Origin of the sequence: Mucilaginibacter sp. L3T2-6, from assembly GCF_030519355.1 — a bacterium.
Classification (GTDB): Bacteria; Bacteroidota; Bacteroidia; order Sphingobacteriales; family Sphingobacteriaceae; genus Mucilaginibacter.
The window spans coordinates 160,070-181,660 of sequence record NZ_JAUMKC010000010.1 but is presented as its reverse complement, the minus strand read 5'-3'; the positions used below and the strand labels follow the sequence as shown (position 1 = coordinate 181,660).

The following is a 21,591-nucleotide window of genomic DNA, read 5'->3' as shown; positions in this document are numbered from 1 at the left end:
GGGAAATTTTAGTCTTTAATATAAAAAAATGTCATTAACGAATTTAACTTTTGACTCGAACAGACCAGAAACAGCTAAAATAGCTATTATCGGATTAGGCTATGTTGGTTTGCCGCTCGCTTTGGAATTTGGAAAAAAATATGATGTACTGGGCTTCGATATAAATGTGGAAAGGGTTCAAGATTTATCAAAAGGTATAGACAAAACCCAGGAAGCTGATATCGACGAATTGTTAGCGGTAATAGAACAAAAAAGGGGGGCAGGTAATAATGGGCTCGGTTTCTCATCCGTAAAAGCTGATTTGGAAGATCGTAATATTTTTATTGTAACTGTTCCAACGCCAATTGATCAATTTAAGGCACCGGACCTTACGCCGCTGTTAAAAGCATCCGAAATGATAGGGGCTGTTCTGAAGAAAGGTGATTTGGTTATTTACGAATCTACCGTTTATCCGGGCTGCACTGAAGAAGACTGCGTTCCCGTTCTTGAGAAATCATCCGGTCTTACATTCAATGTTGATTTTTATGCAGGATATTCTCCTGAAAGAATTAACCCGGGAGATAAAATAAACACGCTTACTAAAATCAAAAAGGTTACGTCAGGATCAACGCCCGATGTTGCGGAACACGTAGATAGACTGTATGCGTCAATTATCGTCGCTGGTACACACAAAGCTCCAAGTCTTAAGGTCGCCGAAGCTTCTAAAGCTATTGAAAACGCCCAACGAGATGTTAATATTTCTTTTGTAAACGAACTTTCGCTCATATTTGATAGAATTGGCATTGACACAACTGACGTTATTGAAGCAGCTGGCACTAAATGGAATTTCTTGAAATACAAACCGGGACTGGTTGGCGGCCATTGCATTGGTGTCGATCCTTATTATTTGGCCCACAAAGCGCAATCTCTTGGCTACCATCCTCAGGTGATTTTGTCTGGCCGTCGTGTCAATGATGGGATGGGGGCATTCGTAGCTAACAAAACGCTTAAATTGATGATCGAAAAAGATCTTAAAATTAAGGGGGCAAGGGTGCTGATAATGGGGATAACTTTTAAAGAAGACTGCCCCGATGTTCGTAACACAAAGGTTATCGACATCCATTACGAATTATTACAATTTGGAATAATTGTAGACATTTACGATCCATGGGCTGATATTGCGGAAGTCAAACATGAATATGGGCTAGATATTGTTTCTGAACTCCAGGATAATGTTCGCTATGATGCGATTATATTGGCAGTTGCTCACAATAAATTTTTAACCTTAGATTATAGAAAGATAACTCACATCAATTCAGTTATTTTTGATGCGAAAGCATGTCTTGATAGAGATATTGTTTCTAGTCGACTGTGAGTCTGAGAGTTTAACTGTAAATTGCTCGGACATAGAAATCAAATCAAGATCATTTGAATTGGAAAGCAAAAATTAGCAAATGCGACAGGGTATTGTTAAGAAGTTAAAGTTACGTTTAGATAAAGATCGCACGTTTTTAATCAGTTTCATATCTACAGCTGTCAGTCGGGGTATTTCTGGCTTTGGTACTATATTTTTGAGCTTTGTGCTAGCTAGGCAATTGGGGGCTGCTAACTACGGTCGATTTATGCTTGCCTATTCGATTTTGATGGGGCTTGGTATAGCATCAAATTTCGGTATGGATCAGGCATTGCTAAAGTATGCCAGCATACTATTTCATGATAAGGACAAAGTTACTCTGAGACATCTGCGTAAATCGGTGTTAATAGCTTCTACGTTAATTAGTCTTTTTTTTGCTTTAGGTTTGTTTACTTCAAAAGGTATTCTGGCAGAAAAACTTTTTGGGGTAGCCAACTTCAATACTGTATTGATCGTTATGGCTATAAATGTGCCATTTTATGCAAACATCTTGTTACAGTCAACCTATCTCAAAGCGTTTAAAAGGCCTGAAATTGCCCCTTTTGTAGAAATTGGGCTGTTGGCTTTTTTAACGGGGCTGTTTGTTATCACTGCTAATTTTTTTGGTGTAGACATTACTCCTTTTTCAACGAGTGTAATTTTGTTAATAGCTACGATAGTAGTGCTAGCAATAGGCCAAATAACTCTTGAATTTGTGTTACGAAAACTTAAGAATGAAGCTGCAAGAGTAAGAAATAATATTAATGGTTTTTTTTTATCCCTTCCAGATTTCGCTATATCCTCAATTACTACATATCTTTTGAACTTTAGCCCAGGAATAATACTTGGTCTTTACGCTACACCACGAGACATTGGATTATATAATATTGCTAGAAATGTATCGTTTTTAATAAACTTTATATTAGCTATTATAAACAACGTCACTGCTCCTTACTTTGCTACATATTTTAAAAACAAGGATATGGAGTCCTTACAAAATCTAGCGCGAAATTCCACCCTTTATATGCTTTTAATTGCTACGCCTGCTTTTCTTGTAGTCCTTTGTTTCCCCACCCAAATATTACATATTTTCGGCAACGCCTTCACACCAGCAAAAAATGCTCTAATTCTCCTTTCAGCAGCTCAACTATTTAACGTTCTCACAGGTCCAATCTTCTTTTTATTGAACATGACTGGTCATCAAAGATATCTCCGAAACAACGTAATGTTAACTGCGGTAATCACCATAACATGTTCAATATTTTTCTCAAAATATTGGGGTTATTGGGGAGCTGCTATTGCCACCGCAATTGGCTTGGTTTTACAAAATGCATTTGCATATTATCATGCAAATAGGCTGCTGGGGATCAATCTTTATGGCCGGTATAAACGGCAGGTACTCAATAAGAAGGATAAATAACCCCCGACATTTTCACAAAATGCTTCGAAAAATACATAAAATATCCAAAGGTCAGAAAGTTCTTGTTTTTTTAGTTTTATTTTTTTTGAATATTGGCCTTAAAAGTTTGTTCCCTGACGAGGCGGACAATAATTGGTCTATATATGTAGTATTTTTTTGTATGTTGGCATCATTTGGTGCACTTGGTATTAGCCGCAGTATCGCTGGAAGAAACTATCAAAAACTGTTTGTTCTTGCATTTATTTTTTATTTATATCTATTTACTTCTTCGTTATTAGGCGATACTCAATATGGACTTGCAAAAGCATGCCTTGGATTATTGGTTCCATTCACACTAGCAACTTTTTTCGGCAGATATGAATGGACAGAAGACGAAATATTTAGATATATAACATATGCCGTTGGAATTATATGTCTGGTGGCAATAATTTATAAATTGCGAACCGGTTTTTTTGACCGCCAACAAAATTATGGCTTATTAGGCCCCATTCCCTTTGGCTGGGTGTCAGGCATGGCTTTTTTGAGCGTAGTGCTAAGGAAGGAAAGATATTTTTTTCATCTTTTTGGAGCGATTTTTTTCTTTTTGATGATTATTTGGTCTGGATCCAAGGGGCCATTTATAGCTGTATTGGCGCTATCGGTTTTAAGGTTCAATAGGATATTGGGGGATAAGATTATAGTTAAGATTTTTGTGTGTGTTTTATTAATAATAGGCATTTATTTAGTTTTTACGTACGGGCAAAATTCCAGGATAGTGACTTCCATTCAAGCTTACGTGCAGGATCCCGAAGGATTTAGTAAAGGTTTGGGTAAAGGTTCCGTCGGTCAGCGTCAGGAAAATTATTCACGCGCAATAAATTTATTTTTTCAAAATCCCATAGTAGGCGTAGGTTTCGGAGGGTGGGCATCGGGCGCATATTACCAAGAGAAATATCCGCACAACATCCTTTTTGAATTAGCGTCTGAAACTGGCTTAATTGGAATCTTTTTGTTTATTTTCTTCATTTTTAAATTAAACAAGAAAAATACGATCATGTGGATTGGATATTTTGGTTTGCTTGCATTGATGTTTAGTGGAGATTTTTCTTATCTTAGATATTCACTTTACCCCATTTTAATGGGCAGTTTCGTAAAAACTGCATCAGATGGCATCGGTAATGGAGGTTTGAGGCCGATAAAGAAAAGATTATTTCAAAGTGGTTGACTTATAATATAGATAGATAGATATAGTTACGGTTTTAACAGCGGTATGCAAATGCTAGTAGTTAATTTCAATTTTTACAGTTTGATTGTGAAACATTTTATGAGCTAATCACATGAAAAGTATTAAACCTTTGAGCTTAATGCTCTTTTCTCTTTTAGTAATTGTGACGAATTCAAGGGCAAGCGATATTATTATTGTTGACAATGGCCAGGCAAAGGCGAGTATCATTTTATCGGAAAACTCTAGTAAGCAGCTAAGCCAAACCGCGACCGTGTTACAGCAATATATTCGGAAAAGTACGGGTGCTTTATTAGAAATTAGGACGGCACCAGGTAATAATATATCGATACATTTGGGAATAAGCGATTACATAAAAAAAAGTGGTATAAATTATCAAACATTAGATCAAGACGCGTTTGTATTACAAAAGATTGATGAGTCGAACTTTGCGATAGTCGGAGGAAGTGATTGGGGTACGGAATTTGGAGTTTATTTTTTTCTCGAACGTTACTTAGATATTTGTTGGTTAATGCCTACTGATTTGGGTACTGATATTCCCTCTAAAAAGTCTTTAATAGTCAAAGACACTAAGATATTGCAAACTCCATGTTATATTTCACGTCGTCTATCTCCGATAAATATCAATGCAAATACACCCTTTGGAACTTGGGGGAGATATAATATGCTCCATGATAGGATCAACTTTAATCATAACCTTATGAACTTATTTGATCCTAAGTTTTTTGGTAAAAGCCATCCAGAATTTTATCCTAAGATACGAGGTCGGCGATATATACCGCTCGACTCAAAAGACCAGAAATGGCAACCTGATTTTAATGCCCCAGGCATTGCTGATGCAGCAGCTTCTGTTATTATTAATTATTTTAAAACCAAGCCGGACGTTACCAGTTATTCTTTAGGGATTAATGATTCTGAAAACTATAATGATTCGCAGCAACCGTTACAGCGCCCTTCTGGTATAACTAACTATCTAGGATTTACTAGTAGGTCTGATGATTATTTTAAATGGGCTAATGAGGTGGCGAAGAAAGTAAACGCAGTTTATCCTGATAAATTTTTCGGGGCGCTCGGGTATAATGATGTTGCGGAGCCTCCGTCCAAAGAAGTTGGCATTGATCCCCATATTGTCACTTTCTTAACGTATGAACGTCTAAAATGGGCAGCCCCAGATCTTAAGGCTAATGATCAAAAACTTACAAAAGACTGGCAGGCCCGAAGTAACCTCATAGGTTGGTATGATTATGCTTATGGTTATACTTATCTTGTCCCTCGGGTTTGGTTCTCAACAATGCACGATTATTTGCTTTGGGGAAGTAACAATAATATAAGATACTATTATGCGGAGCTTTACCCGAATTGGGGAGAAGGACCTAAGGCATGGGTGTTAGCAAAACTTTTATGGAATCCGAATCAAGACATAGACAGTCTACTTAATAAATGGTATACACGTACAGCTGGCTTAAAGGCTGCCCCGAAATTAAAACAGTTTTATGCTATTTGGGAAAAATTTTGGACGCAAGACATAAATAATTCACTCTGGAACAATAAAAAAAGTAAATATATGCCCTTTAATAACCTGAACTACCTAAGATTGGTACCCCAAGCTTACATCACGATGTCAGAGAAACTATTAAATGAAGCTATTACGCTCGCAGATAACTCCCAGCGTCGAGAACGTGTTACTGAATTGAAAAAAATGTGGGATTTTTATAAACTTTGTATTCAAACTTACCAGAACAGTCAATTAGACCGCAAAGGAGGCGGCGATGTATTACAAAACTCCATAGAAGTAACAACTACATTAAATCGATTTAAAGATGATCCATTGTTTTCACCTGTAGTGGATTGGATTAAAGAAAAAATATTTAAAAAATAGTCTCACTTATGATCATAGATATAATAGCTGGTGCCCGGCCCAACTTTATGAAAATAGCGCCAATTATCGACGCTATAAAACAAAAGAAAAATGATGGATATGATATTAACTATCGATTGATCCACACCGGTCAGCATTACGATAAAAAGATGAGTGGAGATTTTTTTGATCAACTGGGAATACCCGCCCCGGATGCGAATCTTGATGCTGGCGGCGGATCCCAGGCAGAACAAACAGCTGCCATAATGGTTCGCTTTGAACAAGAGCTGCTTTTGCATCGTCCTAATTTGGTGATAGTTGTTGGCGACGTAACATCCACCATGGCTTGCGCTATTACTGCACAAAAATTACATGTTAAAGTAGCACATGTTGAGGCCGGCATAAGGTCGGATGACTGGACTATGCCCGAAGAAATTAACCGCCTGGTTACAGATAGTATTACAAATTACTTCTTTACTACTTCGGAAGTTGCCAATAATAATCTCCGTAACAGCGGCATCGGCGATGAACGGATATTTTTCGTTGGGAACACGATGATAGATACGTTGCTTAAGAATAAAGCAAATTTTATCTGCCCGTCGATATGGCAAGAAGCGAATTTGTCAGACCGCAATTACTTCGTTCTCACCCTTCACCGGCCTGCAAATGTAGATCAGGAACATCAGCTAAAAGAGTTAATGGCGAAAATTATTGAAAACAGCCGCGGGCTCCCAGTAATTTTTCCGGTTCACCCCCGTACAGCAAAAAACTTACAAGGGTTAGGGATTGAAGCCCCTAATCTATTTTTCATTGAGCCTTTGAGCTACCTTGAATTTAATTATCTTGTACAGAGAGCAAAAATGGTGGTGACCGATTCTGGCGGAATTACTGAAGAAACTACGGTTATGGGCATTCCTTGTATCACATTGAGAAATAATACAGAGAGGCCAGAGACGGTTACCATTGGCACTAACGAACTAATTGGAACTGACCCTAGAGCAATTAAGCCAGCCTTTGAAAAGTTATTTAACGGAAATTGGAAAAATGGCAATATTCCACCGTTATGGGATGGCAATACAGCGGTTCGGATTGTCGATCATCTTTGTGAACTAAACGCCGCCGGTAATCTGTGAGGTGACACTATTCTGAAATACATAATAAAAACTTTTATTTTACAGCCATAGCGATGACATGGTTTTTTGCATGCTATTTTAGATAAGCAGTTAAATTTACGTGATCGCTGCGAATACAATTTTGTAAACTAACTAATGAGAATATTATTACTTCACCAATATTTTCTGGAACAGGATGATCCTGGTGGCTCAAGGTTTAATGAACTTACAGCCCAATGGTCAGAACTTGGTCATGAGGTAACGGTTATTGCCGGGATGATGCATTATAATGGCGCGCAAAAACGCCCGGAGTATAAAGGTAAATGGTTTAAAAAAAACCTTCAGGGCAGCGTTACCGTTTGGCGCACACATGTTTCTGAAAGCTATAATGCTGGTTTTTTGGGTAGGTTGTGGGGGTATTTTTCGTTCGTGTTTTCTGCCATGTGGGCCGGTCTTTTCAAAGTAAAAGGAAAGCATGATATAATTTTGGTAACCTCTCCGCCATTGTTTATTGGAATAACCGGTTATGTACTTTCACGGCTAAAGGGTATTCCGTTTGTTTTTGAAATACGTGATTTATGGCCCGAGTCGGCTATAGATACGGGCGTTGTGACTAATAAACTTATTATTAAGTTGGCTTACGCCCTCGAGCGGTTTATCTATCGCACCGCAAAAAAGATAAATGTACTTACGCCCGCTTTCCGGAAAACACTTATCGAGAAAAAGAATGTATCGCCCGAGAAGATAATTTTTATACCTAATGCTGCGGACTTCAGCCTATCGGACCACCTGCTCGAAACATTTGACACGGAAGCGTTCCGTAAGGAGCATGGCTGGGAAAATAAGTTTGTAGTAACTTATGTGGGCGCTCATGGAGTTGCAAATCACCTTGAGCAGGTTTTAGAAACCGGGGATATGATGCGCGATACAAATGTTTTATTTGTACTTATCGGTCAGGGTATGCAAAAGGAGCATTTAAAAGGATTGGCGGCAAAAATGAATGTTACCAATGTTTTATTTCTGGACCCGGTGCCTAAAGCTGAAGTTTTTAAATATATTTTTGCCTCGGATATGGGTACATCGGTACTCAAAAACGTTGAAACTTTCAAAACGGTGTATTCCAATAAAACCTTCGACTATATGGCCTGTAAAAAACCCATACTGATGGCTATTGATGGCGTATCGCGTGAATTGGTTGAAGAGGCTGGTGCAGGGGTATTTGTAGAGCCAGAGAACCCGACAGACTTTTCAAGAAAAGTAAGACAATACATCAGTAATCCGGAACGAATAAAGCTGGAAGGCGAAAGCGGCTACCGCTTTGCAAAAGAAAATTTCGACCGAAAGAATCTTGCGCTAAAATACCTGGACTATTTAAAAGACTTCGCAAAAAAGAGTTGAAGCATGTATCGCAAATATTTAAAAGCTTTATTCGATACCCTTACAGCAACTTTCGCTTTTTTGCTTTTGTTTCCGTTTTTTCTATTGGTTGTAGTGCTGCTTTTACTGTTTAATGACGGTCACGTATTCTTTTTTCAGCCGCGCCCTGGTTTAAATAGTCGGATATTTAAGGTTATTAAGTTTAAAACGATGAATGACCGGCGGGACAAATCCGGGCAATTGCTTCCGGATGCCGAAAGGTTGACGGGACTTGGAAGGTTTATCAGAAGAACCTCATTGGACGAAATTCCTCAGCTACTTAACGTGATCAAAGGCGATATGAGCCTGGTAGGGCCGCGTCCGCTGCTGGTTGAATACTTACCATTGTATAACGAAACCCAGCGGCGCAGGCACGAAGTAAAACCCGGTATTACTGGTTGGGCGCAGGTAAATGGCCGTAATGCGATAAGCTGGAACCAAAAATTTGCGTACGATGTGTATTATGTTGATAATGTCTCGTTTAAGATGGATATTAAAATAATACTTTTGACGGTAAAAAAAGTGTTTATTTCAGAAGGCATTAATTCTGCAACATCGGCAACAATGGAAAAATTCACAGGAGAAGGGGTATGATATATTTGTATGGTGCAAGCGGACATGCAAAAGTAATCATTGATATATTGGAAAAGAATGGCATGATTATATCCGGGCTAATAGACGGCAATCCTGAGATAAAAAAGCTCATGGAATACGCAGTAAAACCGGAAGTTGAAATTACCAATTCAGATTGCGGTGTTTTAGTGAGTATAGGGAATAACACCTCCAGAAAGCGGGTAGCCGAATCATTAAATTCAAAATTTATAAACGCCATTCATCCAAACGCTGTTCTTGCGGGCCGCGTATCATTAGGAAGCGGTGTGTCAATAATGGCAGGCGCCGTAGTTAATTCTGACGTGACCGTGGGTAACCATGTGATATTGAACACAAATTGCACAGTAGATCATGATTGCAGTATAAGCGATTTTGTGCATATATCGCCGAACGCAGCTCTCGCGGGGAACGTAGAAGTAGGTGAGGGAAGCCACGTTGGGATAGGCGCATGTGTAATACAGGGAATTAAGATAGGGTGCTGGGCTACTATTGGGGCAGGTGCTGTTGTTATAAGAAACGTTCCAGACTATGCGGTTGTTGTCGGCAACCCTGGAAAAATTATTAAATATAATCATCCTAAATAAATATGAATTCAAAAATCTGGCTTTCGAGCCCACACTTAGGACCCGGCGAATTTAATTTCGTTAAAGAGGCGTTTGATACAAATTGGATTGCGCCCTTGGGTCCGCATGTTGATGGTTTTGAAAGCGATTTGGCTAAGTTTACCGGTTCTGCTCATGCAGCAGCTTTAAGCTCAGGAACCGCAGCTTTGCACCTGGCTTTAATTATGCTCGGCGTAGAAGCTGGTGACGAAGTGATCTGTCAAAGTTTTACATTTTCAGCCAGCGCAAATCCTATAGTTTACCAGGGCGCAACGCCGGTTTTTATCGACAGCGAGGAGCAAACCTGGAATATGGACCCGGCATTGCTTGAGCAGGCTATAATTGATCGTATAGCGAAGGGCAAAAAGCCCAAAGCCATTATACCCGTGCATTTATACGGCATGCCTGCGCAAATGGGCAGGATAATGGAAATTGCCAATAAGTATGACATCCCGGTTATCGAAGATGCAGCTGAGGCTTTGGGCTCAACTATAAACGGAAAAGCCGCCGGAACTTTTGGATTGATGGGCATTCTATCTTTTAACGGTAATAAAATAATTACTACCAGCGGGGGAGGTGCACTTATTTCGAATGACGAAAACTACATCAGGCAAGCTCATTTCCTGGCAACGCAGGCACGTGACGCAGCGCCGCATTACCAGCATTCTTCTATCGGTTATAATTATCGTTTAAGTAATGTTTCCGCCGGCATAGGCCGCGGTCAAATGCAGGTTCTGAAAGAACGAATTGAACAACGGCGGGCTGTCTACGAATTTTACAAAGAGCAACTTTCCGACATTCCTGCAATAGAATTTCTAAGTGAATCAACAGGTTCTTTCAGCAACCGGTGGCTTACTGCAGTATTGGTACATCCGAACCTATCAAACGGTGTTACACGGGAAACACTCAGGGCGTCATTACAAAATGACAACATCGAATCGCGGCCACTGTGGAAGCCCATGCATCTGCAACCCGTATTTGAATCGTACCCCGCCTACATTAATGGCGTCAGTGAAAAATTATTTAACGACGGATTGTGTCTTCCTTCTGGGTCAAATTTGACCAGGGAAGATTTGAAAAGGGTTGTTGATAACATCAGGAGCAACTTTTAAACAAATGCTTGTGGTGTAACCTACCGAAGTTCAGGCAGGATACATCACCTCAATAGCGTCAGGCTTCCAGATAACACCTGGTTAAATAGTTTAGTATCAATTACATAGTAATACACCCCTGTGGGTAATTGTTTTCCATTGAAGATACCATCCCATGGCTTGTCGTATCCGATGGAATGATACACCTTTTGACCGTACCGTGTGTAAATGTCTACTACCGCGTCAGTATAAGCAATAAGCCCGGTGATGTTCCAAAAATCGTTTATGCCATCGTTATTTGGAGTAAAGGTGTTGGGTACTACAAGCTTTGGCGCTACTTTTACCATAGTGGTGTCGGAACTGATACACCCGCGGGAATCGGTGATTGTTAATTTATAAGTGATATCATCCACGCCGGTAATCACCGGGTTCTTTACGGTGTTATCTTCTATATTAATATTAGGTGTCCATAAATAGGTAACGCTGTCGCTGCTTATGTTTGGATGAAGGGTGATTGTTCTGTCCTTTAAAACATATCTTAGTTTTTCGGTAGCAACAGTTGGCGGCGGTATAAAGTTTATTTTTACGGTATCGGTTTCGATCTCGCATGGCCCGTTCTTAACAACGTGCAGCACTAATTTTACCGATCCGCTTGCTGCATCTGCCGCACTTGGGAAATATTGGGCATTGTAATCAGTAACTGACGAAAAATTGCCTGTGCCGGTCGTAGTCCAGCTTCCTCTTGTGCCGCTAACTAAAGGAATACCGTGTAATTGTATTACGGGACTTTGTGAACAAACACTTTGATCAGGCCCTGCATTCACAGCAGGCAACGGACCGAAATTTACCACTACGGTATCTGTAGAAATGGCACAATCATCGTCGCTGGTGGTGGTAAGTACAAAAGTTACCTTAGCGGCATCTCTTTCCTGCTGTGTTGGCGTGTAATGCGCATTCAGGTCTGTAAGTGAAGAAAATTTACCAGGCGTCGCGCTTGTAGATGACCAGATGCCCTGGCCGGTGCCACCAGTTACTTTACCGGCAAGTTTGATTTCGGGGTCGGTGATACAAATAATCTGATCCGGACCAGCATTGGCAACGCCGGGGCTTCTAACTACCACAGATGCTGTCGAAACTTCGCTTGAGCAGCCGTTAACAGTAACCACAAGGTGATAATCGCCAATATTGGCCATGGTAGCATTCGGGATATTCGGATTCTGATCTGTCGAACTAAATCCGTTAGGGCCGGTCCATAAAAACGATCCGTTCGCTACATCCTCGGTCTTTAACTGTATGGTACTTCCTATGCAAATGGGCGAATTACTATTGGCGACGGGCTTTACCGGTTGCGGATTGACGATTACTACATAAAAAAGTGCCGAATCGGCCGGGCAGCCATTAGCCATAGCCTGAATTTTATAAACTGCATGCGTAGGAATAGGCAGCGTATTAATCAACGTTTCGGTAATGGTAGAAGTTGTTTGTCCGCTTAAAGGCGGGTTGCTTATGCCCGGCGAACCTTCGGCGCTACGGCTCCAGACATAAGTGGCTGTAGGTATATTTGAGGTAATTACATAATTCTGTGGTACATTGCTGCAGGCGACACCCGTTTGCGGACTTGTTATTCTTACAGTAGGGTTCACTGTTACGGTAACCTGGAATGGGGTACCGGCACAAGTTGCAGTCCTGGAATTGATTACGTACACCACATCAACCGGTGCATTGGTTGTATTGATCAGCGTCTCCCTGATCGTTGCAGTATTTTGGCCCGATACTGCAGCGTTGCTGATCCCGGGCACAGCGGCGCGGCTCCAGTCAAAATCGGCGGCGGTATTGAATGTAATTACATAATTCACCGGCGCTTTATTACAGATAGCAGGTGGCTTAGCAGCGCTGGTAACGGCGGGTGTGGGATATACCGTAACAATATAGGTAAATGGCGTACCCGGGCAACCATTGTTTATTGGTGTAATGATATATTTAACGTCAATAGCGTTTCTGCTGGTATTGATCAATGTTTCGGTAATAGGATTAGCAGTCTGACCGGTCGCTGCCGGATTGCTGATGCCGTTAATTGCAGCCCGGCTCCACGAGAAGGTGGCAGCAGGTACACTTGCTGTAATAGTGTAGTTTAAAGGATTACCACTGCACACAGAACCCGCGCTTGAACTGGTAACGGCGGCCAGCGGTATAACTGTTACATCAACCTGCGCCATGGGGCCGGTGCATCCATTGATGGTTTGTTGTACAAAATACGTTTTATTCGCTGTCAATGCCGGAGTAGTATACGTGCTGGTTTTAGCAAGCAGGGTACCCCCGGTGGCGGCATCAAACCATTCAAAAGTGCCTGTTTGGTCGTTAGGGGTTAATGTTATGTTATTGCCCGCGCAAACAGGAGTTACCGGAACGACCGGTGCAGCAGGAATAGCGTTAACGGTGACGTCTACCTGTGTCCGGGGGCTTGCAACACCAGCAGCATTTACCGTTTCCACATAATATGTAGTGTTAGCCGTGAGTATAGGTGTAGTAAAATTAGCGCCGGTATGCAGAAGGGTGCCTCCGGCTGCAGCATCGTACCATTTATAAGTCCCGCCGGGAGCAATGGCTGACAAATTAGCGGCACTGCCCGAACATGTTGAGTTGCCCGTTACTGTAGGTTTTGGCAAAGTGTTTTTAAATGCGATGACTACTTTATCCGATTTTGCCAAGCATGAACCGGTTGGATCATCGGATGTGTAGGTGAGTGTAGCAGATGTTTCGCCAGCGCCAGGCGTATAAACAGGATTAGGAATAGTTTTATCTGAAAAAGTTCCGGTACCGCCAGTCGACCATGTGCCTTTTGGCACGCCGCTAACCTTGCCCGCCAGTTGGACAGGTGTACCTGCTGCCACAGTTTGATCTGCGCCTGCGCTTATGGTTACGCCCTGGTCGATAGTTACCGTAGCCGTTTTGGTGTCGCCGCTGCAGCCTCCGGCCGAAGATATCGTATTGGTAATGGTATAAGTGCCCGGAGTACTCTTCTTGAGGTCGATTTCGCCGGTGCTGCTGTTAGCAAAAACCAACCCGGCCGGGGATGCTGTAAAGGTGCCTGCGCTGCCGACGCCCCCGAAGTTAGGTTTGGGGTTTTTGGCATCCTGGCAATAAGCAGCATTATAGGTAAATGAAGCATTTGCCGCTGTAAATATTTTAAAGCTTACAGATTCCGCTGTTACACATGTACCGTTACCTGCAAAGGTGATGGTATATGTGCCGGGAGCGCTGTTGCCGGGATTGATTTTACCGCTTGCCGGGTCTATATCAAGGCCAGCGGGCGTTGCACTAAAGGTACCGCCGGAGGTATTATTTATAGTAGGAGTGGGACTTCCCGGATCAGATTGGCAAACAGAGCCTGATGGATAAATAAACTGCGGCTCAGCCGGCGACGTTATAGTTATGTTAACTGCGGTGCGTGCACTTATGCAGCCGCCCAGTGTACTTTGCACATAATAGGTGGTATTAGCTGTGAGCGCCGGCGTTGTAAACGTCGTCCCGGCTTTCACCTGGTTTCCACCGGTAGCAGCGTCAAACCATTGAAAGGTACTCCCAGCAGGCCCACTGGCGGTGAGTGTTGTTCCAGACCCGGAACACACGTTAAGATTACCACTCACTGAGGGGGCCGCCGGGACAGGATTTATACTTACTGTTACAGATGTTCGTGCGCTGGTACACCCGTTAACCGTCCGCTCCACGTAGTAGGTGGTATTTGCCGTTAACGGGGGTGTTGTAAACGCCTGCGTCGTAGCGACCGGTGTACCACCGGTTTGTACGGAATACCAGGCGTAGCTACCACCGCCGGATGCCACAAGCGTAGCTGGGCTTCCTGAGCAGGTTGTTACATTAGCTGCTGTGGGCGGAGAAACAACGGCGTTTACCGTTACAGTTACCAGTTTACGCGAACTGATACAGCCTGATACGTTAGTTTCGACATAGTATTTTGCAGTGGCAGTTAGCGCTGGCGTTGTAAATGTTGAACCTGTGTACAAGGGAGTGCCCCTGGTAGCTACATTATACCAGCTATACGTGCCGCCGGGCCCTGTTGCGGTTAAAGTTGTGGATGAGCCATTACAAATTATAGCGCCAGCCACCGATGGGGCAGCGGGTGGAGGACTGATGATCACACTTATTTTCGAGCGCACGCTGCTGCATCCGCCGTTGTTTAGTAAAACATAGTAATTTGTATTGGTGCTAAGCACAGGAGTTTGGTAGGTTAAGCCGGTGGCTACGGGCGTAGTGCCCGTAGCGCTCGTATACCATTCATAAGTACCGGATGCCGGAGGTGATGCTGAAGCTGTCAGTAATACAGATGAGCCCTTGCAGATTGTCTGCGTCTGATCTCCCGGAGCCGCCGGTATCTGGTTAACGGTTACCTCGACACGTGTCCGTGCGCTTTCACAGCCGTTCCTTATATTCTGAACATAGTAAGTTTTATTAGCAGTTAAGGGGGGCGTAGTGTAGTCCGGGCTTAAGATGAGCGCTGTGCCGCCGCTTTCTACATCGTACCAGGCAAAAATACCAGGTCCGGGAGTTGCATGAAGGCTGGCCGTGGAGCCGGAACAAATGGTTACATTGGAAGCCACGGGTACCTGCGGGGAGGGCGTTACAATAGCATGTACAGGCGTTCTTGCGCTTAAACACCCGTTGATGGTAGCCTGAACATAGTAGGTTGTAGTTGCAGTTAACACAGGGGTAGTAAAGTTAGCACCTGTGCCAACCATAGTCCCCCCGGTCTGTGCATCGAACCATTGATAATTGCTGCCGCCTGTAGCTGTGAGAACGGTGCTTGTGCCGGAGCATGTCTGAACGTCGTTAGCTACGGGGTTGCCTGTTGCATTACAGAAAACACCAGTACGTAAACTGGGACAACCGTTAATAGTTGTTTGTACATAAAATGTTATACCTGAATTTATTGGGGGGGTAGTGTAAGTATCTCCGGTAAATAAAAAGTTACCTCCGATGGGTGCGTCGTACCACTGATATGTTCCGCCCGGGCCTGTTGCCTGCAGCGTTGCTGATGTGCCAGGACAAACCAGTGTGTTACCGGTTACTGTCGGCGCCGCCGGGCTTGTTCCCACGCTGATATTTATGCTTTGTTGCACACCCGGGCAGCCTGGTGTTTGATCGGTTACCGTCACGGTATAAGTGCCCGCTTTATTTACGTTGATAGACTGCGTGCTTTCGCCGGTATTCCATACATACGCAAGCGAACCGGCGCCTCCGCTCGCATTGGCGGTCAGTAATACCTTATTTCCGGAACAAATACTTGTATTAGACGCAGAAATGCTAACGTTCAGGGTGCACTGACCGTAGCCGGATGCTGATACTAAAAGAAAAATCAAAACAAATAAACGGTTCAGCATAGCGGCTAAAAATCTTTTTTTAATTCCAGGTAGATCGTTTGTTGAACCATTACTGCTTTAGTTGCCCCTCATTTTTATTTGGCGCAAGGGGCCGCTGTCATTACCGTGTTTACGTAACAACGGTTGCTTTGGTTTAATAATAACCAGCATTTAACCTTTGATTCAGGCCGCCGCTTAATTATTAAGTAAAAGTAATAAAAAACCTGTTTTATGTAACAAACTTATGACGATATAAGTTATTCGCTGTTACGCAGAGCGTGCGTGACAGGCTAAATGCCTGTCAACAAAATTACAACAGCATTAATGCGTGGAAGTTTTCCTAAAAAGCAACAATTTTCCCGGAAACATTTGTGTTTAAATTGTCTTATTGACTTAAATGGATATCAATTTTCTCAATAATTAAATTCAATATTCAAAAAGCATTATTATCTATAAATTAAATCATTAATCCTATGAAAAGAAAAACTACTTTACTGGTAGTTATTTTGCTTGCGCAATGTCTGACATTGTTTGCTCAAAATAGCACCACTGTAAAGGGAGGATCAAAGACGAACGGGGCGGCCCTATGGCCGTGACCGTTAAGGGAACGACGAGCGGCACAGTCTAGGTTACTGCCGGAGATTTCTGGAACATATTCATTTAAAAAATTCGACCTCCCTGCAAATGATCTGGTGGATTTGTTTAAAAGCCAGGGCGATGATACTCGTTTACATGCGTCTGTTTATACCGCAACTGTCGGTGCTGATGTCATGGCGGCGGCGACCCTATAGCAGCACCGTATATCGATAAATCGCCAATCATTCCGTTTTTATATAGCGGAAAACAAACATATCGCAATTTGGAAGCGGTACAGATAATGAAAGCGCAGGTGGGGCCGTTTGGTAAGGCGTTAAATTACCATGTTACCCAAAACAAGCTGCTGTTCCCGGTTCCGCTGAATGAGATCCAGCTGGTTGGTAATCTTACAAAATCCCGGGTATTAAATACGTGAGACAATTAAAGCGGCAAGGAGATGACTTCAAATTGCCGTTTTAGTTATATTAGTCCGCGGTAATTATCTAAACAAAATCATTATGACTTTCATTTTCAGGAAATTCTCTTTAATACTATTGGCCCTGTGTGCTTCAGTTTTTGTTGAAGCCCAGCATGCTAATCGCTCTAAAAACAGTGCTGAGCTATGGCTAACCGATCCGGCTGATTCCGTATTGTTTAAAAGACAGCCTGTTGAAACGGGCGAAGTTGCTGGTAAACAAACCATAACTGTCAATAAATCTAAAGTCTATCAATCTATGGATGGTTTTGGATATGCATTGACGGGCGGCAGCGCGATGCTGATACATAAAATGAGTGCACCGGCGCGGGCGAAATTGCTTAACGAATTATTTTCGACCGACGGCAATTCTATAGGAGCGAGCTATTTGCGGATAAGCGTTGGCTCGTCGGACTTAGACGACCACGTTTTCTCGTATGACGATTTGCCTGCCGGCGAAACCGACCCGCAGTTGAAAAAATTCAGCCTGGCAAATGACGAAAAGTATTTGATACCGGTGCTCAAGCAGATACTCACCATCAACCCGAAAATAAAAATACTGGCATCGCCATGGTCGCCTCCGGCCTGGATGAAAACTAATCGCCAGACCTATGGCGGCAACCTGAAACCCGGGTATTATCAAACGTATGCGCAATACTTTGTGAAATATATTAAAGGGATGAAAATGCATGGCATCCCGATTGACGCTTTAACCATCCAGAACGAGCCGCTTAATCCAAAAAATAACCCAAGCATGGTAATGGAAGCTCCTGAGCAGGCTGATTTTATCATTAAAGCGTTAGGCCCGGCTTTTCAAAAAGCGATGGTTAAAACCAAGATTGTTTTGTACGACCACAATGCAGACAGGCCCGACTACCCGATATTGATACTGGATAATAAGGAAGCTGCAAAATATGTAGATGGCTCCGCATTTCACCTATATGGCGGAAAGATTGATACCTTAACCAGCGTTCATAATGCACATCCCGACAAGAACTTATACTTTACTGAACAATGGGTGGGAGCGCCGGGAAATTTAAGAAATGAGCTGAAATTCCATATTAAAGAACTGATCATCGGTGCGCCGCGTAACTGGTGCCGAAATGTGATAGAGTGGAATTTGGCCTCCGATCAAAACCAGGAACCGCATACCCCTGGCGGTTGCGACCGCTGCCTGGGTGCAGTAACCATTAACGGCGAGAATGTAACGCGCAATCCGGCTTATTACATTATTGCCCAGGCGGCTAAATTTGTACGGCCAGGCTCCAGACGGGTTGAATCGAACTTGCTGCCGAACTTGCCGAATGTAGCTTTTGTTAACCCTAAAGGAGAAACCATAGTTATTGTGTATAACGATGGTGATGCTAAAGAAAGCTTTAATATAAAGGACGGTAAGATGATGATTACATCGTCATTGAATGCCGGTGCTGTCGGCACATATCTATTGAGATGAATTGTTAAAGTATAAAGAATCCCCCTCCTTCGGCGCAGCACCACCCTGCGCAGAAGGAGGGTTAGCTGTAATTCTTGTTTACATTATTTAACCGGCTATCCTCCAAACATCCTGTTAAACTCCGCATACGGAACCGTGCCATTGGCAAAGTTAAATGTGCCATATTTACTAACTTCTTCCGCGCCTTTTAAAAATGCTCCATAAGCAGCGCGGGCCAATGATGAACCCAGGCTAATCCTTTTTACGCCAAGCGCAGCAAGGGCGTCAATGGTAAAATTGGATGAGCTAAGCCCCATCACGACACTTACCGGCTTTGGCGCAACTGCCTTAACTACCGCTTTGATATCTTCTTCGGTTTTTAAACCCGGCGCGAAAAGCACATCTGCGCCGGCTTCGGCAAATGCCTGCAGACGACGAATGGTGTCGTTTAAATCCGGCCGCCCATGTATCAGGTTTTCGGCACGGGCTGTTAAGGTAAAATGAAAGGGCAGGGTCCTCGCTGCTTCTACCGCTGCCTTTACACGCTCAACAGCAAGTTCAAAAGGGATGATCGGATCGGTGGGATCGCCGGTGCTATCTTCGATAGACCCGCCTACCAGTCCGGCTTTTGCGGCCATCAATATCGTTTCAGCACAAGTTTCAGGTGATAATCCAAACCCGTTTTCCAGATCGGCTGCCACAGGCAAATGTGTTGCTGCAGCAATATCGCCTGCATTTTTTAAGGTTTCCCCGCGTGTTACTTTGCCGAGTCCGTCGGGCTTACCCAACAAATAGGCAAGCCCCGCACTGGTGGTAGTTAAGGCTTCGAAGCCCAGGCTTGTCAATATTTTGGCTGAGCCTGCATCCCATGGATTTGGAATTACAAAGGTACCTTCGCGCTGATGCAGCGCTTTCATGGCGTCGGCTTTCGCAGATTGGGTGGGGGTAGTTGGTGTTTCCATTATCATAGATGATTATACATGTCGTTTTATAATCCTTTATTGCCAAGCTGCCTAACTCAGCTTCGCCCGGCTATCAAAGTCGTATCACAGGGCAAAGCCCACGTTTGGTTAATTGTCAATGGTCTAAGCATTATCAACCATTCAATCAATGCGACAATACATGCCGTTTAATTAAACCACCTTTAACCTCTGACACAGAGTGCGTTATTATAAAAGCGGCAGGGTCTATCTGTTGTACTGTGTTTACCAGGCGCGATACATCAAGCCGGGTAATTACCACATATAGTATGTCGATGTCCTTTTCATTGATTGCATTTTTGCCATAGCCGCGTTCCCCTTTATAAACGGTAACACCCCGGCGCAATTGCCGGATAATAACGTTCTTTATCAGTTCACTTTTAGGTGAAATAATCGTTACCGCCGTGTATTCGTCAAAACCCTGGACAATATAATTTATCATTTGCGAGGCAGATAGATATGTGAGGATTGAATATAAAGCTGATTGTATCCCCAGGAAAAATGCGGCGATACCAAATATCACTATATTTATTACCAGGATGATTTGGCCAACCGAAAGGAATGACTTTGGATTGATATAAACGGCCAGGAGCTCTGTCCCGTCAATTACACAACCTCCGCGCATGGCCAACCCTATACCCGTGCCCAGAAAAAATCCGCCGAAAACCGCTGTAAGCAGTTTGTCATCAGTAACGTGCGGGAATTTGACAAGAAACAAAATAACCGACAGCACAAATATGGCTGCCAGTGTTTTAATAGCATATAATTTGTTAATGCGTTTATAGCCCAGCCAAATAAACGGCAGGTTAATGGCCACGATCAAAGCTGATATGGGCGCCCCGGTAATCGAACTGATCAGTAATGATATACCGGTAACACCTCCGTCAATGAAATGATTGGGTATCAGGAAGCCCTTCAGGCCAAAGGCGGCGCTGAAGGTTCCTGTTAAAATAAACAAAGCATTGGTAACTTCTTTTCGTGGTTTTACCCTTGTTCTTTTCATATAAAAAGATGATGCTTTAAAATTATTGAAAATTTGCGGCAGTTTAATCGGCCTTACCTAAAATCACAAATGGCGTCGTTTGGATAATTACACTTTTAACCATTTCGTGCCATTCCTCTGCCAGCACCCGGGTGCTTTTTAGATTGCCTTCATTATCGGCATATTGCTTGTAGAAAATTATCGGTGGCAGAGATCTGTCTTTTTTGTCAGTAAGTATCAACTGCAGCAACTGTGTAGTTTTGCCCTGCGTTCTTTCCTCAAGCCGGCAGTCGTCCATCTCCTTTAAATCGAATATTTCTGATTCGAAATCGTTCAGTCTTAATGTTACCATAAATTTCTTGATTTTACCGATCGCGACGGTGACAGAATCGAATTGAGCCATTTTTTGAAGCGAAATATTATGCTGCGTTTCAAGCAAATGAAGGGCGTCCAAAATTTTATTCATTTTCCGTTTTTTGGCATTACGTATTGAAATATAAATGGGTATGGCTATAATTATCATCAGAACGGCCGCAATAAGGGCGTTCTCAATAGAGTTACTCATGTATTTTGGATTTTTAGTGTAATAAAATGTGTTTAAATATGCCTTGCGGCATCAGCGGGAAGTCACACAAGTATTAACCAAAAAAATGCGGAGGATAGAGCAGCAATTGCAAATATTGCTGGAAGTGAATATTTTCCGATTGCCTGGGCAAAGCCGCACAACCACAACCGGCTGCCGGGCAACCTGGGATGCTTCCGGTCCATAAAGGTTTGGCAAAGCAGGGCTGCGGGCTGGCAACGTTATCTTTGGTATGCACATATTTTACCAATGGTAAAACCTGCGATTGCTTATTAGTACAAGCCTTGTAATAATCGTTTAAACCGGTGTTTGCAGCAATGGCATTGCCTGCACCGGGATAAATAACCCCAAGTATAAAAACCGCCAATATGAGCTTCAACATTGCCTTCTGCATGGTACAAATGTAGCATTTATCCTCTCCAGAAAGCTAATTAAGGGCTTTTTTGCCATCTGCACCGGATAATCGTTGTCACAATTACCCCC

The 21,591-nt window shown here is 42.9% G+C and carries 16 protein-coding genes; 11 read left to right on the top strand and 5 right to left on the bottom strand.

What is annotated here, in order from left to right; genetic code table 11:
• Nucleotides 1-28: 28 nt before the first annotated feature.
• The 9 genes from Q3W13_RS13300 (at nucleotide 29) to Q3W13_RS13260 (ending at nucleotide 10,726) form a co-directional block, all read left to right on the top strand.
• Nucleotides 29-1,354 carry a nucleotide sugar dehydrogenase gene (locus tag Q3W13_RS13300; protein ID WP_302864570.1) on the top strand — a complete coding sequence of 442 codons (1,326 nt, stop codon included), beginning with the start codon at nucleotides 29-31 and terminating at the stop codon, nucleotides 1,352-1,354.
• A gap of 79 nt (nucleotides 1,355-1,433) precedes the next feature.
• Nucleotides 1,434-2,792 (top strand): lipopolysaccharide biosynthesis protein, encoded by a 1,359-nt coding sequence (locus Q3W13_RS13295; protein WP_302864569.1) that lies wholly within the window; start codon nucleotides 1,434-1,436, stop codon nucleotides 2,790-2,792.
• 19 nt (nucleotides 2,793-2,811) lie between these two features.
• Nucleotides 2,812-3,996, top strand: coding sequence for an O-antigen ligase (locus Q3W13_RS13290; RefSeq protein WP_302864568.1), 1,185 nt, complete (start codon nucleotides 2,812-2,814; stop codon nucleotides 3,994-3,996).
• A 112-nt stretch (nucleotides 3,997-4,108) separates the two neighbouring features.
• Nucleotides 4,109-5,893 carry a DUF4838 domain-containing protein gene (locus Q3W13_RS13285; RefSeq protein WP_302864567.1) on the top strand — a complete coding sequence of 595 codons (1,785 nt, stop codon included), beginning with the start codon at nucleotides 4,109-4,111 and terminating at the stop codon, nucleotides 5,891-5,893.
• Between the two features lie 8 nt (nucleotides 5,894-5,901).
• Entirely contained in the window at nucleotides 5,902-7,005 is a 1,104-nt protein-coding gene (wecB, locus tag Q3W13_RS13280; protein WP_302864566.1) for a non-hydrolyzing UDP-N-acetylglucosamine 2-epimerase, read from the top strand.
• Nucleotides 7,006-7,140: 135 nt separating this feature from the next.
• Entirely contained in the window at nucleotides 7,141-8,382 is a 1,242-nt protein-coding gene (locus Q3W13_RS13275) for a glycosyltransferase family 4 protein (protein WP_302864565.1), read from the top strand.
• A 3-nt stretch (nucleotides 8,383-8,385) separates the two neighbouring features.
• On the top strand, nucleotides 8,386-8,994 hold the full coding sequence (locus Q3W13_RS13270; protein WP_302864562.1) for a sugar transferase: 609 nt from the start codon (nucleotides 8,386-8,388) through the stop codon (nucleotides 8,992-8,994).
• A complete protein-coding gene (locus tag Q3W13_RS13265) occupies nucleotides 8,991-9,596 on the top strand; it encodes an acetyltransferase (protein ID WP_302864561.1) in 606 nt (201 codons plus the stop codon). Before Q3W13_RS13270 ends, Q3W13_RS13265 begins: the two co-directional genes overlap by 4 nt.
• A 2-nt stretch (nucleotides 9,597-9,598) precedes the next feature.
• Nucleotides 9,599-10,726 carry a DegT/DnrJ/EryC1/StrS aminotransferase family protein gene (locus Q3W13_RS13260; RefSeq protein WP_302864559.1) on the top strand — a complete coding sequence of 376 codons (1,128 nt, stop codon included), beginning with the start codon at nucleotides 9,599-9,601 and terminating at the stop codon, nucleotides 10,724-10,726.
• A gap of 44 nt (nucleotides 10,727-10,770) precedes the next feature.
• Here Q3W13_RS13260 and Q3W13_RS13255 read toward each other — a convergent pair whose 3' ends face one another.
• Nucleotides 10,771-16,101 carry a PKD-like domain-containing protein gene (locus Q3W13_RS13255; protein ID WP_302864557.1) on the bottom strand — a complete coding sequence of 1,777 codons (5,331 nt, stop codon included), beginning with the start codon at nucleotides 16,099-16,101 and terminating at the stop codon, nucleotides 10,771-10,773.
• 838 nt (nucleotides 16,102-16,939) lie between these two features.
• On the opposite strand from Q3W13_RS13255, the gene Q3W13_RS13250 reads away from it, so the two are divergent.
• Nucleotides 16,940-17,092 (top strand): hypothetical protein, encoded by a 153-nt coding sequence (locus Q3W13_RS13250; protein ID WP_302864556.1) that lies wholly within the window; start codon nucleotides 16,940-16,942, stop codon nucleotides 17,090-17,092.
• Between the two features lie 82 nt (nucleotides 17,093-17,174).
• Entirely contained in the window at nucleotides 17,175-18,584 is a 1,410-nt protein-coding gene (locus Q3W13_RS13245; protein ID WP_302864554.1) for a glycoside hydrolase family 30 beta sandwich domain-containing protein, read from the top strand.
• Nucleotides 18,585-18,679: 95 nt separating this feature from the next.
• On the opposite strand, the gene Q3W13_RS13240 is transcribed toward Q3W13_RS13245, so the two are convergent.
• The 4 genes from Q3W13_RS13240 to Q3W13_RS13225 all read right to left on the bottom strand — a co-directional run bounded on the left by Q3W13_RS13240 (nucleotide 18,680) and on the right by Q3W13_RS13225 (nucleotide 21,502).
• Nucleotides 18,680-19,525 (bottom strand): oxaloacetate decarboxylase, encoded by an 846-nt coding sequence (locus Q3W13_RS13240; protein ID WP_302864552.1) that lies wholly within the window; start codon nucleotides 19,523-19,525, stop codon nucleotides 18,680-18,682.
• 145 nt (nucleotides 19,526-19,670) lie between these two features.
• Entirely contained in the window at nucleotides 19,671-20,546 is an 876-nt protein-coding gene (locus Q3W13_RS13235; RefSeq protein WP_302864550.1) for a YitT family protein, read from the bottom strand.
• 43 nt (nucleotides 20,547-20,589) lie between these two features.
• Entirely contained in the window at nucleotides 20,590-21,090 is a 501-nt protein-coding gene (locus Q3W13_RS13230; RefSeq protein ID WP_302864548.1) for a hypothetical protein, read from the bottom strand.
• A 73-nt stretch (nucleotides 21,091-21,163) separates the two neighbouring features.
• Nucleotides 21,164-21,502 (bottom strand): hypothetical protein, encoded by a 339-nt coding sequence (locus Q3W13_RS13225; protein WP_302864546.1) that lies wholly within the window; start codon nucleotides 21,500-21,502, stop codon nucleotides 21,164-21,166.
• Nucleotides 21,503-21,591: the final 89 nt, after the last annotated feature.

Coding starts and splice junctions, on each gene's coding strand:
- Q3W13_RS13300 (WP_302864570.1), top strand. CDS start 29: ATGTCATTAACGAATTTAACTTTTGACTCGAACAGACCAGAAACAGCT.
- Q3W13_RS13295 (WP_302864569.1), top strand. CDS start 1,434: ATGCGACAGGGTATTGTTAAGAAGTTAAAGTTACGTTTAGATAAAGAT.
- Q3W13_RS13290 (WP_302864568.1), top strand. CDS start 2,812: ATGCTTCGAAAAATACATAAAATATCCAAAGGTCAGAAAGTTCTTGTT.
- Q3W13_RS13285 (WP_302864567.1), top strand. CDS start 4,109: ATGAAAAGTATTAAACCTTTGAGCTTAATGCTCTTTTCTCTTTTAGTA.
- wecB (WP_302864566.1), top strand. CDS start 5,902: ATGATCATAGATATAATAGCTGGTGCCCGGCCCAACTTTATGAAAATA.
- Q3W13_RS13275 (WP_302864565.1), top strand. CDS start 7,141: ATGAGAATATTATTACTTCACCAATATTTTCTGGAACAGGATGATCCT.
- Q3W13_RS13270 (WP_302864562.1), top strand. CDS start 8,386: ATGTATCGCAAATATTTAAAAGCTTTATTCGATACCCTTACAGCAACT.
- Q3W13_RS13265 (WP_302864561.1), top strand. CDS start 8,991: ATGATATATTTGTATGGTGCAAGCGGACATGCAAAAGTAATCATTGAT.
- Q3W13_RS13260 (WP_302864559.1), top strand. CDS start 9,599: ATGAATTCAAAAATCTGGCTTTCGAGCCCACACTTAGGACCCGGCGAA.
- Q3W13_RS13255 (WP_302864557.1), bottom strand. CDS start 16,101: ATGCTGAACCGTTTATTTGTTTTGATTTTTCTTTTAGTATCAGCATCC.
- Q3W13_RS13245 (WP_302864554.1), top strand. CDS start 17,175: ATGACTTTCATTTTCAGGAAATTCTCTTTAATACTATTGGCCCTGTGT.
- Q3W13_RS13240 (WP_302864552.1), bottom strand. CDS start 19,525: ATGGAAACACCAACTACCCCCACCCAATCTGCGAAAGCCGACGCCATG.
- Q3W13_RS13235 (WP_302864550.1), bottom strand. CDS start 20,546: ATGAAAAGAACAAGGGTAAAACCACGAAAAGAAGTTACCAATGCTTTG.
- Q3W13_RS13230 (WP_302864548.1), bottom strand. CDS start 21,090: ATGAGTAACTCTATTGAGAACGCCCTTATTGCGGCCGTTCTGATGATA.
- Q3W13_RS13225 (WP_302864546.1), bottom strand. CDS start 21,502: ATGCAGAAGGCAATGTTGAAGCTCATATTGGCGGTTTTTATACTTGGG.